We start from the raw sequence: 15669 nt of genomic DNA on the forward strand, positions 1-15669 counted from the left end.
AGGAAACCCGATGACCGATCCGTCTGTCCCCCGCACCACTAACGACGCCGGCATCCCTGTCCAGAGCGACGAATATTCACTCAGTGTCGGCAGCGACGGGCCGATCCTGCTCAACGATCACTATCTGCTGGAGCAGATGGCGAACTTCAATCGGGAGCAGATCCCCGAGAGACAGCCGCACGCAAAGGGGAGCGGTGCATTCGGGCATTTCGAAGTCACCGGGGATGTCGCGAAATATACCAAGGCAAAGCTGTTCCAGCCGGGGGCTAAAACCGATGTCGCCATGCGCTTTTCGACCGTTGCGGGCGAGCGTGGCAGCCCCGACACATGGCGCGATCCGCGCGGTTTCTCAGTAAAATTCTATACCGAGGAGGGCAATTTCGATATGGTCGGCAATAATACGCCGATCTTCTTCGTGCGCGATCCGATGAAGTTTCAGCACTTCATACGCTCGCAGAAGCGCAGGGCCGACAATGGCTTGCGCGATCATGACATGCAGTGGGATTTCTGGACATTGTCGCCCGAAAGCGCTCATCAGGTGACCTATCTGATGGGCGATCGGGGGATTCCCAAGACGTGGCGCGAGATGAACGGCTATTCCAGCCATACCTATTCGCTCATCAATGCCGACGGCGAGAAATTCTGGGTCAAGTTCCATTTCCACACCGATCTGGGCGACGGCAACGCATGTTTCACCCAGGATGACGCCGACAAGATGGCCGGCAAGGATGGCGACTATCATCGCCGCGACCTCTTCAATGCCATTGCCAAGGGCGATCATCCAAGCTGGACGCTTAAATGGCAGATCATGCCCTATGAGGACGCCAAGACCTACCGGATCAATCCGTTCGATTTGACCAAGACCTGGCCGCACGCGGACTATCCGTTGATCGAGGTCGGCAAGTTGATGCTGACCCGCAACCCGACCGATTTTCACACCGAGATCGAGCAACTGGCGTTCGAACCCAACAATATGGTGCCCGGCGTGGGCCTTTCACCCGACAAGATGCTGCTCGCGCGCGGCTTCTCCTATGCCGATGCCCATCGCGCCCGGCTCGGCGTCAACTACAAGCAGATACCGGTCAACCAGCCGGTCGCGCCTGTCCATAGCTATTCGCAGGCAGGCGCCATGCGCGTCGCGAAAGCGACCGATCCGGTCTATGCGCCCAATAGCTATGGTGGTCCGGCGGCGCAGGCCGACGCCCATGAGGCCGGGCTTTGGCAGGCGGACGGCGAAATGGTGCGAACCGCATATAGTTTGCGTGCGAACGATGATGACTGGAGCCAGCCCGGCGCGCTGGTGCGCGATGTGATGGACGATGCCGCGCGTGCGCGGCTGGTCGACAATGTCGTGGGCCATTTGTGCGACGGCGTGAGTGAGAAGGTGCTGATGCGCGCCTTTGCCTATTGGCGCAATATCGACCCGGAAACGGGACAACGGATCGAGAAGGGTGTTCGCGACAAGCTTGGCGGAGCATCGGACGCGCCGGGCATGGCGTCAGCCGAAACGGTGCATGAGACCGAGGCGGCGGAATAGAAAGCGCCAAAGAGACGGAACCTGCCCGGATGGAATGGTGGGCAGGTTCCGTATATTGGCAGCGGCTATGCCCTAAACCTCTACCAGCGCGCCCTCGCCATAATAAGCCGCCTCGTCCAATATCCCCTCCCGCTTGGCGACGATGACGCCGACCAGCACCTGTCCCGCGACGTTGACCGCCGTGCGGCCCATATCCAAAATCGGGTCGATCGCCAGCAACAGCCCCACGCCCTCCAGCGGCAGGCCCAGCGTCGAGAGCGTCAGCGTCAGCATCACGATCGCGCCGGTCAGGCCCGCCGTCGCGGCCGATCCGATGACCGATACGAAGACGATCAGCGCATAGTCCACGAAGTGGAGCGGGATGCCGTAGAAGCCCGCGACGAAGATCGCCGCCAGCGCAGGATAGATCGACGCGCAGCCATCCATCTTGGTGGTGGAGGCCAGCGGAATGGCGAAGGCGGCATAGCCCTTGTCCACGCCCAGCCGTTCGGTCACGGCTTCGGTGACGGGCAGGGTGCCGACCGAGGAGCGCGAGACGAAGCCCAACTGGATCGCGGGCCAGGCCTTGGCGAAATAGGGGCCGGGTTTCAGGCCATTGGCGACCAGCAGCAGCGGATAGACGACCAGCAGCACCAGCGCGAGGCCCAGGTAAATGGCGGCGGTGAAGGCGCCAAGCTGCGCCAGCGCGCTCCAGCCATAAGTGGCGATGGCGGTGCCGATCAGCGCGGCCGAGCCGATCGGCGTCAGGCGGATGACCCAGCCGAGCAACGCGCGCACGACCGCGAGCAACGAGCGGACGAAGCCGAGGAAGGGGTCGGCCTTTTCCCCGACCTTCAAGGTGGCGAGGCCGACCGCGATCGAAATGACCAGCAGTTGCAGGATGTTGAAGCTGATACTGGTGGACGCGCTGCCGTCGGTGATCTTGGTGCTGCCCGACAGGGCCAGGCTGTTGGCAGGCACCAGACCCTTGAGGAAATCGAGCCAGCCGCCCATATTCTCGCTCTTGCCCATGGCGAGCGCCGTGCCGTGCAGGCCCGCGCCCGGCTGGACGATGACGCCGATGGCGATGCCGATCGCGACTGCGATCAGCGCGGTGATGGCGAACCAGAGCAGGGTCTGCCCGGCCAGCCGCGCGGCATTGTCGAGCGCGCGCAGATTGGCGATTGACGCGACGATGGCGGCGAAGACCAGAGGCGGTACGATCGCCTTCAGCAGCGAGACGAAGATAGAGCCGACCGTCTTGAGCGCGGTCGCCAGCCAGTTGAGGTCGCCATCCGGCCCCGCGCCGATCTGGCGGGCGACGAGGCCCAGCAAGAGGCCAACGACCATGCCGGCCAGAACCTGAAATCCGAAACTGCGATAAGGAAGGGCCATGTCTGTTTCCTCTGGGCGACCGGCCGCCTATATCGGGTGATGGCCGGTCGATTGCGCGCAAGCAATTCTTGACGTGTGTATAACAGGGATAAGGTGGCCCTCTTTCCGCTGTGGTGGATCAACGCATTGGCGTGATCGATCCGCTATGCCAGACAGGCGATATCGATCCATCGGGGAGTTCACACTATGATGATGCGCGGCGCATGTTCGGCTTTGGCGCTGCTGGCGCTGCCGCAGGGCGCGATGGCGGCGGCGGATGCCGGGGCGGCCAAGGATATCCTGATGCGATCGGTCGCGATCAAGACGGTGCAGGGCGAAGGGCAGGTGCCGAAACTGGCGGCCTATTATGCGGGCGTGCTGAAGGCCGCGGGCTTTGCCGACGCCGATATCGTCATCACGCCGATGGGCGAGACGGCGACCCTCGCCGCGACGATTCTGGGGAGCGACCCGACGCTGAAGCCCATGGCGCTGATCGGCCATATGGATGTGGTCGCGGCGGACCGGGCGGACTGGACCCGCAATCCCTTCGTGCCGGTGGAGGAGAATGGCTACATCTTCGGGCGCGGGGCGGAGGATAATAAATATGACGTCGCGATGATGGTCTCGACCATGGCGCAGTTGAAGAAGGAAGGCTGGAAACCGCGCCGGACCGTCATCCTGCTTTTGTCGGGGGATGAGGAAACCGACATGGTGACGACCAAGGCGCTGGCGGGGCAATATAAGGACATCGAACTGCTGCTGAACGGCGATGGCGGCGGCGGGCTGCTGAACGACGAGGGCAGGCCGGTGCTGTACCAGTTGCAGGCGGGCGAGAAGAGCTATGCGGATTTCGAATTCGCCTTCACCGATGCGGGCGGTCATTCGAGCGCCCCGACGCCGGGCAATCCCATCTATCGCATGGCCAAGGCGATCGACGCGATCGCGGCCTATCAGTTCCCGCCGATGCGGAACGCACTGACCAGGGCGTCGCTGGCGCTGTCCGCCGACCGGATCGGCGGCGAAGTGGGACAGGCGATGAAGCGCTATGCCGATACGGGCGATGCGGCGGCGGCGGAACTGCTGTCGACCCGGCCGGAATTTGTCGGGCAGGTCCGCACCACCTGCGTCGCGACGATGGCGAGCGCCGGCCATGCGCTCAACGCCCTGCCGCAGAGCGCGAAGGTGCAGGTGAATTGCCGCATCTTCCCAGGCGTCACCATCGAGGATGTGAAGGCGCAACTGGTGAAGGTGGTGGCCGATCCGAGCGCGCGCGTGAAGACGCTGGGCGATCCGCTCGCCAGCGACGCGTCGCCCCTGCGCGCAGACGTGATGAAGGTGGTGCGCGATGCGGTGACGGCGCGGTCGCCGGGCGTCGCGGTGATGCCGGGCATGTCAGCGGGCGCCACCGACAGCCTCTATTTTCGCGCGCTGGGGGTGCCCAGCTACGGCGTGTCCAGCCTGTTCATGAAGGCGGAGGATGGCTTCGCCCACGGGCTGAACGAACGGGTGCCGGTGGCGGGGATTAGGGAATCGCTGGAGCATTGGGACGCGGTGGTGCGCGGGCTGGCGAAGTAGGGGACGGGCTTACCCTCTCTATCCCGTTCGGTTCGAGCAGCTTCGAGCGAAGTCGAGAAGCGTCCGTCGAGAACAGTTCTCGACAAGCTCGAACCGAACGGGGGTAGATGTCGGGTAGGCGCTTAACCCCGCACCGCAATCCCATTCGCCGCCGACAGCACCGCCTGCACCGACGCCGTCGCGACATCCGCGTCCGTGCCCACGCCGAAGACTGTGCGGCCGTCGGGGGTGCGGCATTCGACATAGGCGGCGGCGTTCACGTCGCTGCCTGCGCCGATCGCATGTTCGCTATAGTCGGCGATTTCGAGCTGCACGCCGAATTCGTCGCGCAGGGCGGCCAGCACCGAGGAGAGCAGGCCGTTGCCGCGCCCGGAAATGGAGCGCTCCACGCCTTCATGGGTGATCTTACCAGTGAAGATGCGATCGCCCGCCACGCCGCTCTCATGATAGTCGATCAGGCTATAGGCCTGCTCGCCCGACAGACGGTAATGGGTCTGGAACGCGCTCCAGATGTCGGCGGCGTTGAGTTCGCGGCTGCTTTCGTCGGCCATCGCCTGCACAACCTTGGAAAATTCGGCCTGCATCCGCTTGGGCATCTTATAGCCCTTGTCCTGTTGCAGCACCCAGGCGACGCCGCCTTTGCCCGATTGCGAATTGACGCGGATCACCGCTTCATAATCGCGGCCCAGATCCTTGGGATCGATCGGCAGATAGGGCACGTCCCAGATCAGGTCGTTGCGTGCTTCCTGCGCGGCGAAGCCCTTCTTGATCGCGTCCTGATGGCTGCCGGAAAAGGCCGTGAACACCAGTTCGCCGGCATAGGGATGGCGCGGATGGACGGGCAACTGGTTGCAATATTCGACGGTCTGGATGACCTCGTCAATGTCGCTGAAGTCCAACAGCGGGTTGATGCCCTGCGTGTACATGTTGAGCGCCACGGTCACCAGATCGCAATTGCCGGTGCGCTCGCCATTGCCGAACAGGCAGCCCTCGACACGATCCGCGCCGGCCATCAGGCCCAGTTCCGCCGCCGCGACGCCGGTGCCGCGGTCGTTATGCGGATGCAGCGAGATGACGACGCTGTCGCGCTTGGAGATATGGCGACACATCCATTCGATCTGGTCGGCATAGATGTTGGGCGTCGCGCATTCAACCGTCGCGGGCAGGTTCAGGATCAGCGGACGATCGGGCGTGGGCTGGAGGATATCCATCACCGCCTCGCAGCACTCCAGGCTGAAATCCAGTTCGGCCGTGGAGAAGGTTTCGGGCGAATATTCGAAATGCCAGTCGGTGTCCGGCTGGGCCGCCGCATTGTCGCGCAGCAGCTTGGCGGCGTTGACGGCGATTGCCTTGATCTCCGGCCGGCTCATCTGGAACACGATGTTGCGCCAGGCGGGCGACACGGCGTTGTAGACATGGACGATCGCCTTGGGCGCGCCGCGCAGCGATTCGAAGGTGGTCGCGATCAGGTCGGCGCGCGCCTGCGTCAGCACCTGGACGATCACGTCGTCGGGGATTGCGCCGTCGCGGACGAGCCCGGAAATGAAGTCGAACTCGGTCGCGCCCGCAGCGGGGAAGCCGATCTCGATTTCCTTGACGCCGACCTTCAGCAGCAGGTCGAAGAAGCGGCGCTTCTTTTCCGCGTTCATCGGGTCGATCAGCGACTGGTTGCCATCGCGCATGTCGGTCGACAGCCAGCGCGGCGGCGCGGTGATGACCTGCGAAGGCCATTGGCGATTGGGCAGGTCCACCTGCGGGAAGGCGCGGTATTTCTGCGAGGGATCGGTCAGCATCATGGGATCAAACTACTTCTTTGCCAGCGGCGCGCGGGTCGGCGCTTTCCGGTATACGACTTGACTGCGATGAATGCCCTTAGGCGGATCGGTGCTGCCCATAGTCGAAAGGCAGCATAAAAACCACGCCTAAGGGCGTGTAAGTCGTAGCAGGGTAAGAAGGCTGACGCTCTGCATGATGCCTCCCCTTACCCCTTTTGTGGGGGAGGGGTAAAGCTCATAATTGGGCGCGGCTGAAAATGGCATCGACGCTGAGGTCCACCTTGTCGGACACGAAGGGGCGGCCGAAGCCCATGCCGAACTGGCTGCGTTCGACCGTCATGGCGCCGGAGAAATGCATGGTGGACAGGCCCGGCGCTTCGTCCGGGGTCGTACCGACCAGCCGGACGGAGAGAGTGACGGGACGGGTCTGCCCGTGCATCGTCAGTTCGCCGGCAATGGGCGTGGGCGCATCGCTGCGCGCCAGCGGGGCATTTTGCGCCATGAAGCGGATGGTGGGAAATTTCGCCATGTCGAAGAAGCTGTCGCCCTTCAGCATCGCGTCGGTGGAGGCGTCGCCGGTGGTCAGCTTTTCGACCGGGAAGCTGATGTCGACGGTCGCGCGGTCGGGCTGGGCAGGGTCGATCACCACCGCGCCTTCGGGCGCGACGAAGTCGCCTTCATAGCCGCCGACCAGCGCCTTCACATGGAAATGCACCCTGGTCGCCACGCTATCGACCTGATAGCGGCCGGGTGCATAAAGGGCTGGCGGCGCGGCGGCCGCCGGCGCAAGCGCGACGATGCTCAGGAGCAGCGCGGCTTGCACCGGACGGCGCATGGCTTATTGCTTTTCGAAGCCGGCGATGATCTTCAATTCGATCGCGTCGCCGACGACCGGCACGCCATAGCCCATGCCGAAGTCGCTGCGCTTGATCGTGCCGGTGGCGACGAAGCCGACATTTTCCTTCTTGCTCATCGGCTGCACGCCCGCGCCGTAAAATTCGGCGTCGAGGGTGACGGGCTTGGTCACGCCCTTGATGGTCAGGTTGCCGGTGATTTCGGCGCCGCTCGCGCCTTCTGGCTTCACGCTGGTGGACACGAAGGTCGCGGTGGGGAACTTGGCGGCGTCGAAGAAGTCGGCCTTCATCAGATGCTCGTCCAGCTTCGCCACGCCGGTGCGCAGATTGGCGATGGTGAATTCGACCGACACCTTGGATGCGGCGGGGTTGGCCTTGTCCAGCGTCAGCGTGCCGGTCGGCTCGGCGATGGTGCCGGCATTATTGGTGAAGCCCATATGGTCCCAGGCGAAGACGACCTGGGTATGGCCGCCATCGACCTTGTAGGTGCCGCCGGTGACCTTGGCGACGTCCTTGCTGCCGGGGGCAGAGGTCGGCATCTGGGCGACGACGACGGTGCCACCCGCAATGGCGATCAAGGCGGCGGCGGGGATCAGAAATTTCTTCATGAGACAGACTCTCCGTAAACGCTCAAGGGGCGCAGCTTGAATAAGCCACGCCCCTCGATTGTGCCAGAGCCGTAACCGGAAACGGATCGTTCCGGTTACGCTTTCATCTGGGACTTAGTTCTTTTCCTGGTCCACCAGCTTGTTGGCGCCGATCCAGGGCATCATGGCGCGCAGCTTGGCGCCGGTTTCCTCGATCGGGTGGCGCTGGGCCGCGATGCGGCTGGCCTTGAGTTCCGGCTGGCCAGCGCGGTTGTCGAGGACGAAGTCCTTGACGAAGCGGCCCGACTGGATGTCGGCCAGCACGCGCTTCATTTCCTTCTTCGTTTCTTCGGTGATGATGCGCGGGCCGGTCTTGATATCGCCATATTCGGCGGTGTTCGAGATCGAATAGCGCATGTTGGCGATGCCGCCTTCATACATCAGGTCGACGATCAGCTTGAGTTCGTGCAGGCACTCGAAATAGGCCATTTCCGGCGCGTAGCCGGCTTCGACCAGCGTTTCGAAACCGGCCTGGACCAGCGCGGTCGCGCCGCCGCAGAGGACAGCCTGCTCGCCGAACAGGTCGGTTTCGCATTCTTCGCGGAAGTTGGTTTCGATGATGCCGCTGCGACCGCCGCCCACGCCGCTGGCGTAGGACAGGGCGATGTCATGGGCGTTGCCGGTCGCGTCCTGATGGACCGCGATCAGGCAGGGCACGCCGCCGCCGCGCTGATATTCGCTGCGCACGGTGTGGCCCGGACCCTTGGGCGCGATCATGATGACGTCCACGTCCTTGCGGGTTTCGATCAGGCCGAAATGGACGTTGAGGCCATGGGCGAAGGCCAGCGCCGCTCCGGGGCGCAGATTTTCGTGGATGTCGGCGGCGTAGATGGCGGCCTGATGCTCGTCGGGGGCCAGGATCATGAGCACGTCGGCCCAGGCGGCGGCTTCGGCGTTGGGCAGAACCTTGAAGCCTGCGCCTTCGGCCTTCTTCGCGGACGGCGAACCGGCGCGCAGGGCGATGGCGACTTCGGCGACGCCGCTGTCGCGCAGATTCTGCGCATGGGCGTGACCCTGCGAACCATAGCCCAGGATGGCGACCTTCTTGCCCTTGATCAGGCCGATGTCCGCGTCGTGATCGTAATAAACCTTCATGTCTCTTCCCTCATGTCCATTTTCCTCGCCCTTTCAGGGAGAGGATACAAAATCTTGGCCTGGCGCAGCCGGGCCTAGATGAAGTTGGAGAGGGGGAACACGCTAACGAGCGTCGCGGCCCCCTCTCCCAGCTTCGCCTAGGCAGCAAGCTGCCAAGGCTGCGCAACCCTCTCCCCCCAAGGGGAGAGGGAAATCAGTTCGCCTCTTTTCCGCGGATCAGGCCGACGACGCCGGTGCGGCCGACTTCGACCAGGCCGATCTGGCGCATCAGGGCGACGAAATTGTCGATCTTGTCGGTGGTGCCGGTAATCTCGAAGATGAAGCTCTCGATCGTCGTATCGACCACCTTGGCGCGGAACACGTCGGCCAGGCGCAGCGCCTCGATCCGGTCCTCGCCCGTGCCCGCGACCTTCACCAGCGCCAGTTCGCGCTCGACGAAGGGACCGGCTTCGGTCAGGTCGGTCACCTTGTGCACCGGCACCAGCCGGTCGAGCTGGGCGATGATCTGGTCGATCACCTTGGGCGGGCCGTTGGTGACGATGGTGATGCGGCTGACGCCATGGTCCTGCGTGATGTCCGCCACGGTCAGGCTGTCGATATTATAGCCGCGCGCGGTGAACAGGCCCGCGATGCGCGCCAATATGCCCGCCTCGTTCGAAACGGTCAGCGACAGAACGTGCCGCTGGCTGAGTTCTTCCTGGATATGCATCAGATGCTTGTCCCGTTATCCGTAACCGCGCCATCGTCATGATCGTCATAGCGCTGCGAAATCATCGCGGTGAAGGCATAGTGCCAGCCGCCGTCCTGTCGATGGGCGAGGCGAACGGGAAAACCCGTCACCGCATCGAACATGCGGACCAGATGTTCGCCCACATAGCGGGGACCGGCCAGCAATGTGCCGATATGCCGCTCGTGAAAATCGAACCCTTCGTCCAGATGCACTTCCCATTCCTCATTGTCCGGGTCGGCATGATCGGTGGTCCAGCCGGTAATGTCGGCCATGCCCGCGATCCGTTCGAAATCCCAGGGCTCCGTCACATGGATGCGGAGCTTCAGATGCTGCGTCACAGGACGGCCATCATACGAGCGCCTTCGCCTCGTCCGACATCACGCCTTCGACCTGGCTGGGGTCGAGCAGCATGTCGGTGTGCGCCGCGCCCGACGGGATCATCGGGAAGCAGTTGGACATTTTGGCGACGCGGCAATCGACGATCACCGGGCCGTCGGTTTCCAGCATCTGGCGGATGCCGGCTTCCAGTTCCTGCGGCCCTTCGATGCGGATGCCGGTCCAGCCATAGGCTTCGCCCAGCTTCACGAAATCGGGCAGACTGTCCGAATAGCTGTTCGAATAGCGGCTTTCATAGGTCAGTTCCTGCCACTGGCGGACCATGCCCATATATTCATTGTTGAGGATGAACAGCTTCACCGGCAGGCGATACTGGCTGGCCGTGCCCAGTTCCTGGATATTCATCTGGACCGAGGCGTCGCCTGCGATGCAGATGCACAGGCTGTCGGCATTGCCCATCTGCGCGCCGATGGCGGCCGGGAAGCCATAGCCCATGGTGCCAAGCCCGCCCGAGGTCAGCCATTTATTGGGCGCCTCAAAACCGAAATGCTGGGCCGCCCACATCTGGTGCTGGCCGACTTCGGTGGTGATGATGACGTCCTTGCCGGTCGCCTGGGTCGCCTTGTACAGGTCGGCGATCGCGCGCTGGGGCATGATCTCGACGCCGTTTTCGGCATAGTCCAGGCTGCGCTTCGCGCGCCAGCCGTCGATCCGCGACCACCATTGCGTCAGGTCCGCCTTCTGGTGCCCGCGCTGCTTCCACAGCGCGATCATGTCGTCCAGCGCGCTGGCGACGTCGGCGACGATGGCAACATCGACATCGACGATCTTGTTGATCGAGCTGCGGTCGATGTCGATATGGACCTTGCGGCTGTTGGGCGCAAAGGCATCCAGTCGGCCCGTCACGCGATCGTCGAAGCGCGCGCCGATGCACAGGATCAGGTCCGCCTGATTCATCGCCCAATTGGCTTCATAGGTGCCGTGCATCCCCAGCATCCCCAGCCATGCGTCCCCGGACGCGGGATAAGCGCCCAGACCCATCAGGGTCGAGGTGACGGGCGCGCCCGTCAGCGCCGCCAGTTCGCGCAGCAAGGCGCTCGCCTGCGGCCCGGCATTGATGACGCCGCCGCCGGTATAGAGGATCGGCCGTTCCGCCGCCGCCAGCATTTCGACCGCCGCGTCGATGCCCGCCGCATCCGCCTTTGTCTGCGGATGGTAGCTGGCATGGACCTTCAGTTCCGGCTTCGCATAGGGCGCGGTCGCGATCTGGACGTTCTTGGGGATATCCACGACGACCGGGCCGGGGCGGCCGGTGGTGGCGATATGAAACGCCTCATGCACGACCTCGGCCAGCTTGGCCGGCGACTTGACCAGATAGTTGTGCTTCGAACAGTGGCGCGTGATGCCGATCGTGTCGGCTTCCTGGAAGGCGTCGGTGCCGATCAGTTGCGTTGGCACCTGGCCGGTGATGACGACCATGGGGATCGAATCCATCAGCGCGTCGGTAATGCCGGTGACGGCATTGGTCGCGCCGGGGCCGGATGTGACCAGCACGACGCCGGGCTTGCCGGTTGACCGGGCATAGCCCTCCGCCATGTGGGTCGCGCCCTGTTCGTGGCGGACCAGCACATGCTTGATCGTGGGATGATTGTAGAGCGCGTCATAAATCGGCAGCACCGCGCCGCCGGGATAGCCGAACACGACCTCGACACCGAGATCGATCAGGCATTCAACCAATATGTCCGCGCCGCTCTTTTCGGCCACGATAAAATCCTTCTGTTCTGGGTGCAGGGCGACGTCCTTTGCGACAGCACGCCTGCGATGGCAAGGAGGCTGCCTCTAGTGGACATAAAATGACGGGTCAACCCCTATAGTTGTAATTTAGTTGCTAATTCATCAATGATTTTAGCATCTATCTCTCGTCCTTCGCGTGGCCAGGCGGGTGGGGGCTGGTTGGTGAACCAGGTATATTGCCGCTTGGCATATTGGCGGGTGGCCAGGCTCGCCTTGGCGATACAGATGTCCAGATCGCTGTCTCCGCGCAGATAGGCCGCGATGTCCGGCACGCCGATCGCGCGCATCACCGGTAGGTCGGGATGGAGGTTGCGGATCAGCAGCGCCGCCACTTCCGCCACCGCGCCCTGTTCGATCATCTGCGCAAAACGCCGGTCGCACCGCTCGATCAGCCAGTCGCGCGGCGGGCGCAGGATCATGGGGGCCAGGGTGATCTGGTCGCCAATGCCGCCCGCCTTATGCTGCTGCCATATCTTGAGCGGCCGACCCGTCGATCGCACCACCTCCAGCGCGCGAGCGACGCGGGTGGTGTCGGCCGGGGCAAGGCGCGCGGCAGCTTCGGGGTCTTCGCGCGTCAGCGCATCATGGGCATCAGCCACCGGTAGCGCGCGCACGACGGCGCGGATATCAGGGTCGATCTCCGGCACCGGGGCGATACCGTCCAGCAGGGTGCGGATATAGAGGCCAGTGCCGCCGACCAGTATCGGCAGCTTGCCAGCCTCATGCGCGGCGGCGATCTGCGCCTTCGCCTCGGCCGCCCAGCGCGGCGCGGTGCAGGCTTTCGCGCCGTCGATATGGCCGAAAAGCCGATGGGGGACATCGCCCATCTCTTCGGCGGAGGGGCGGGCGGACAGGATCGCGAGATCGGCATAGACCTGGCTGGCGTCGGCATTGATGACGATGCCGCCGGTCGCTTTGGCCAGCGCAATGGCGAGCGCGCTCTTGCCGCTGGCGGTCGGCCCGGCAATAAGCGCGACGCGGGGGCGGGATTCGCCCGATGATGGTTCAGGAGTGTGCATGTTCGTCGCGACCTTAGTGGCAAGTGGCTCGATCGGGCAGGGGGATATTGCACAGGCCGTCGACCGGTTGCGCGACGCCGGATGCCAGCCGGGCGATGTCGCATGGCTGGATGACAGCAAGGCGGCCGATATCTTCTTCGCCGGCGATCCGGTCGCGGCCCGCGCGGCGTTGAACGGCGTGGGCGACAAGGTGGACGTGATCGTCCAGCGGGTTGCGACCCGCGCAAAGACGCTGCTGATCGCCGACATGGATTCCACCATGATTACGGTCGAGTGCATCGACGAACTGGCCGACTATGCCGGGATCAAGCCGCAGATTGCCGAGATCACAGAGCGGGCGATGCGCGGTGAACTGGATTTCGAAGGCGCGCTGCACGGCCGGGTCGCGTTGTTGAAGGGCTTGCCCGACGGCGCCATCGACCAGTGCCGCGAGGAACGCGTCGTCATCATGGGCGGCGCCAAGGCGCTGGTCCGCACTATGAAGGCGCGGGGGGCGAAGACGCTGCTGGTGTCGGGCGGCTTCACCCGCTTCACCGGGCCGGTGGCGGCGGAGATCGGTTTCGACGCCAATGTGGCCAATGTGCTGGAGATTGCCGACGGCGCGCTTCTGGGCACCGTCACCACGCCGATTGTGGACGCCGCGCGCAAGCGGACCGAACTGGAGGCGGCGATCGCGGGCGGCATCGACCGGGCGCTGACGCTGGCGGTTGGGGACGGCGCCAACGACATTCCGATGATCCAGGGCGCGGGATTGGGCGTCGCCTATCATGCCAAGCCGGTGACGCGCGCCGCCGCCGCGGCCGAGATCGTCCATGGCGACCTGTCGGTGCTGCTTTATGCGCAGGGCATCCCTTCGTCGGAATGGGTCGCCTGAATCCAAAGGGCAGCCTGTTCCCGCGCAGGCGAGAACCCAGTCCCAAGGTCTGAACTGGGTTCCCGCCTGCGCGGGAACACCTTCTTCATCCTATGGCGGTTCGCCGCTGATAGGCCACGCTTTATCGTCATTTCGATCGGGTAATGGATTTTATTCCGTGCCTGCACGTTGACGTCGAGCCGCATGGGTCGCGGCGAGGAGTCTAACGGCGCAAGGCGGCCTGCCGCCTGGGGCGTTCAGGGAGTTTTTATGCACTATAAATATCTGGCTTTGGCCGCTGGCGGTCTATTGGCGCTGAGCGCCTGTGCCAAGAATGAAGCGCCGGTCACGGCCGCGCCGCCGGTCGGCCCCGGCGCCATTGCCGGAACCGTCGCCGCCGACCGCGATGGCGACGGCTATGTCGATGGATATTATACTGCCGACGGCATCTATCACGCCGTCCAGGGACCGCCTTGCCCGCCGCCTCCGCCTCCGCCGCCGTCGCGCCGGGGAGAACGCGGCTGATCCACGCGGTATTTCGGGCGCGGCGAGTTCGTCGCGCCCCTTCGCTTTCGCTGCTCGCCTGCCTGCTGGCCGCCGCCGCGGTGCCTTCTGGAGCGCTGGCGCAGAGTGGCGCGGCCGACAAGGCCGCCCAATCGAGCGTCGCCGCCGAAATTCGCGCGGGCGTGAGCGGGAAGCTCAAGGATTTCTACAGCCCGCGCGGTTTCTGGCAGCTCTGGGTGGAAAAGGATCGCATCGGACCGCAGGCCGACGCGCTGCTGGCGTTGATCGAGGATAGCGAGGCCGATGGCCTGAACCCGCGCGACTATGACGCGCGCGACCTCAAGCGCCTGATCGAGGTGGCCGACACCGAGGGCAGCCCGAAAGCGCTCGCCCGCGCCGACCTCGCTCTGTCGCGCGCCTTCGCCGCGCTGGTCGGCGACATGCGCCGCCCGGCCAGGGGCGTGAAGATGCGCTATATCGACCAGGAGGCTGAACCCAAACCGCCCAGCCCGGCCGATATCGTGCGCGCCGCATCGCTCGCCCCGTCGCTGACCGACTATATCCAGACTGCCGGGTGGATGAGTCCGCTTTATATGCGGTTGCGCAGCGCGCGGGCGCATTATCTCGACACATGGGGCGGTCTGCCCGCGGTGCAGATCCCCGAAGGCGTCAAGCTGCGCCCCGGCGGAAAGACACCGGAAATCACGCTGCTGCGCCATCGGCTCGGCCTGTCGGACGGCGTCGCCTATGACAAGGCGCTGGCGGCGAAGGTGAAGGCGTTCCAGACCGACCATGGCCTCAAGCCCGACGGCGTCGCGGGCGCGATGACGATCGCGGCGCTGAACGACGGGCCGGACCGCTACGACCGGCTGCTGGCGCTCAATCTGGAGCGGGCGCGCGTGCTGCCCGGCCCCTGGACCCGTCATGTGGTGGTGGACGCGGCCTCGGCGCGGCTCTGGTATTATAGCAAGGGCGCGCTGGACGGCACGATGAAGGTCGTCGCCGGCACGAAGGAGACGCAGACGCCGCTGATGGCGGGGATGATCCGTTATGCGACGCTCAACCCCTATTGGAACATCCCGTCCGACCTGGTGGAGCGCAAGGTTGCGCCCAAGATACTGAGCGGCGCGTCGCTGAAAAGCCTGCGTTATGAAGCGCTGTCCGACTGGAGCGCCAATCCTGCGCCGCTGGCGCAGAGCGCGATCGACTGGGAGGCGGTGGCGGCCGGACAGAGCGAAGTGCGCGTGCGGCAGTTGCCCGGCGGCACCAATGCCATGGGGCGGATCAAGTTCATGTTCCCCAACGATCTGGGCATATATCTGCACGACACGCCCCAGCGCGACCTGTTCGCCAAGGAGGATCGCCATTATAGCAATGGCTGCGTCCGGCTGGAGGATGCGCAGCGGCTGGGGCGCTGGTTCTTCGGCAAGACGCCGACGACCGACAGCGATGCGCCCGAGCAGCATGAACCACTGCCCCAGCCGGTGCCGGTGTTCCTGACCTATCTGACCGCGGTGCCGACCGCGGGCGGGGTGCAGTTCCTGCCCGATGTCTATGGGCGGGACGGGGAGTAACCAACCTCCGTTCGTTTCGAGCG

At 64.4% G+C, this 15669-nt stretch carries 14 protein-coding genes; 5 read left to right on the forward strand and 9 right to left on the reverse strand.

Going from position 1 to position 15669, the window contains the following annotated elements; all coding sequences use genetic code 11:
• Positions 1–10 precede the first annotated feature (10 nt).
• Complete coding sequence (locus tag ABT375_RS01695) at positions 11–1537, forward strand: catalase (protein ID WP_416463890.1); 1527 nt, start codon at positions 11–13, stop codon at positions 1535–1537.
• 72 nt (positions 1538–1609) lie between these two features.
• Here the strand turns inward: ABT375_RS01695 and ABT375_RS01700 are convergent, their stop codons facing one another.
• Positions 1610–2911: a dicarboxylate/amino acid:cation symporter gene (locus ABT375_RS01700; RefSeq protein ID WP_416463891.1), complete on the reverse strand. Its 1302-nt coding sequence runs from the start codon at positions 2909–2911 to the stop codon at positions 1610–1612.
• A 186-nt stretch (positions 2912–3097) separates the two neighbouring features.
• Here ABT375_RS01700 and ABT375_RS01705 point away from each other — a divergent pair, with 186 nt between their 5' ends.
• On the forward strand, positions 3098–4465 hold the full coding sequence (locus ABT375_RS01705) for a M20/M25/M40 family metallo-hydrolase (protein WP_416463892.1): 1368 nt from the start codon (positions 3098–3100) through the stop codon (positions 4463–4465).
• Positions 4466–4587: 122 nt separating this feature from the next.
• Here the strand turns inward: ABT375_RS01705 and leuA are convergent, their stop codons facing one another.
• The 8 genes from leuA to miaA form a co-directional block, all read right to left on the reverse strand.
• Positions 4588–6261, reverse strand: a complete 1674-nt coding sequence (gene leuA / locus ABT375_RS01710; RefSeq protein WP_416463893.1) for a 2-isopropylmalate synthase — start codon at positions 6259–6261, stop codon at positions 4588–4590.
• Between the two features lie 214 nt (positions 6262–6475).
• Positions 6476–7075, reverse strand: a complete 600-nt coding sequence (locus tag ABT375_RS01715) for a YceI family protein (protein WP_416463894.1) — start codon at positions 7073–7075, stop codon at positions 6476–6478.
• 3 nt (positions 7076–7078) lie between these two features.
• A complete protein-coding gene (locus ABT375_RS01720) occupies positions 7079–7702 on the reverse strand; it encodes a YceI family protein (protein WP_416463895.1) in 624 nt (207 codons plus the stop codon).
• Positions 7703–7816: 114 nt separating this feature from the next.
• Complete coding sequence (gene ilvC / locus ABT375_RS01725) at positions 7817–8836, reverse strand: ketol-acid reductoisomerase (RefSeq protein WP_129926326.1); 1020 nt, start codon at positions 8834–8836, stop codon at positions 7817–7819.
• 193 nt (positions 8837–9029) lie between these two features.
• Positions 9030–9545, reverse strand: coding sequence for an acetolactate synthase small subunit (ilvN, locus tag ABT375_RS01730; protein WP_224549203.1), 516 nt, complete (start codon positions 9543–9545; stop codon positions 9030–9032).
• A complete protein-coding gene (locus tag ABT375_RS01735) occupies positions 9545–9904 on the reverse strand; it encodes a hypothetical protein (protein ID WP_224549201.1) in 360 nt (119 codons plus the stop codon). The genes ilvN and ABT375_RS01735 overlap by 1 nt, the downstream gene beginning before the upstream one ends.
• 10 nt (positions 9905–9914) lie before the next feature.
• Positions 9915–11666, reverse strand: a complete 1752-nt coding sequence (locus ABT375_RS01740; RefSeq protein ID WP_416463896.1) for an acetolactate synthase 3 large subunit — start codon at positions 11664–11666, stop codon at positions 9915–9917.
• A gap of 104 nt (positions 11667–11770) precedes the next feature.
• Positions 11771–12715, reverse strand: a complete 945-nt coding sequence (miaA, locus tag ABT375_RS01745; RefSeq protein WP_416463897.1) for a tRNA (adenosine(37)-N6)-dimethylallyltransferase MiaA — start codon at positions 12713–12715, stop codon at positions 11771–11773.
• Between miaA and serB the strand changes: the two genes are divergently transcribed.
• The 3 genes from serB to ABT375_RS01760 all read left to right on the forward strand — a co-directional run bounded on the left by serB (position 12714) and on the right by ABT375_RS01760 (position 15646).
• On the forward strand, positions 12714–13589 hold the full coding sequence (serB, locus tag ABT375_RS01750) for a phosphoserine phosphatase SerB (RefSeq protein WP_416463898.1): 876 nt from the start codon (positions 12714–12716) through the stop codon (positions 13587–13589). The genes miaA and serB overlap by 2 nt on opposite strands.
• Before the next feature lie 249 nt (positions 13590–13838).
• Positions 13839–14093 (forward strand): hypothetical protein, encoded by a 255-nt coding sequence (locus ABT375_RS01755; RefSeq protein ID WP_224549193.1) that lies wholly within the window; start codon positions 13839–13841, stop codon positions 14091–14093.
• Between the two features lie 62 nt (positions 14094–14155).
• Positions 14156–15646, forward strand: coding sequence for a L,D-transpeptidase family protein (locus ABT375_RS01760; protein ID WP_416464961.1), 1491 nt, complete (start codon positions 14156–14158; stop codon positions 15644–15646).
• Positions 15647–15669 lie beyond the last annotated feature (23 nt).

The organism is Sphingomonas sp. VDB2 (assembly GCF_047946695.1).
GTDB lineage: Bacteria > Pseudomonadota > Alphaproteobacteria > Sphingomonadales > Sphingomonadaceae > Sphingobium > Sphingobium bisphenolicum.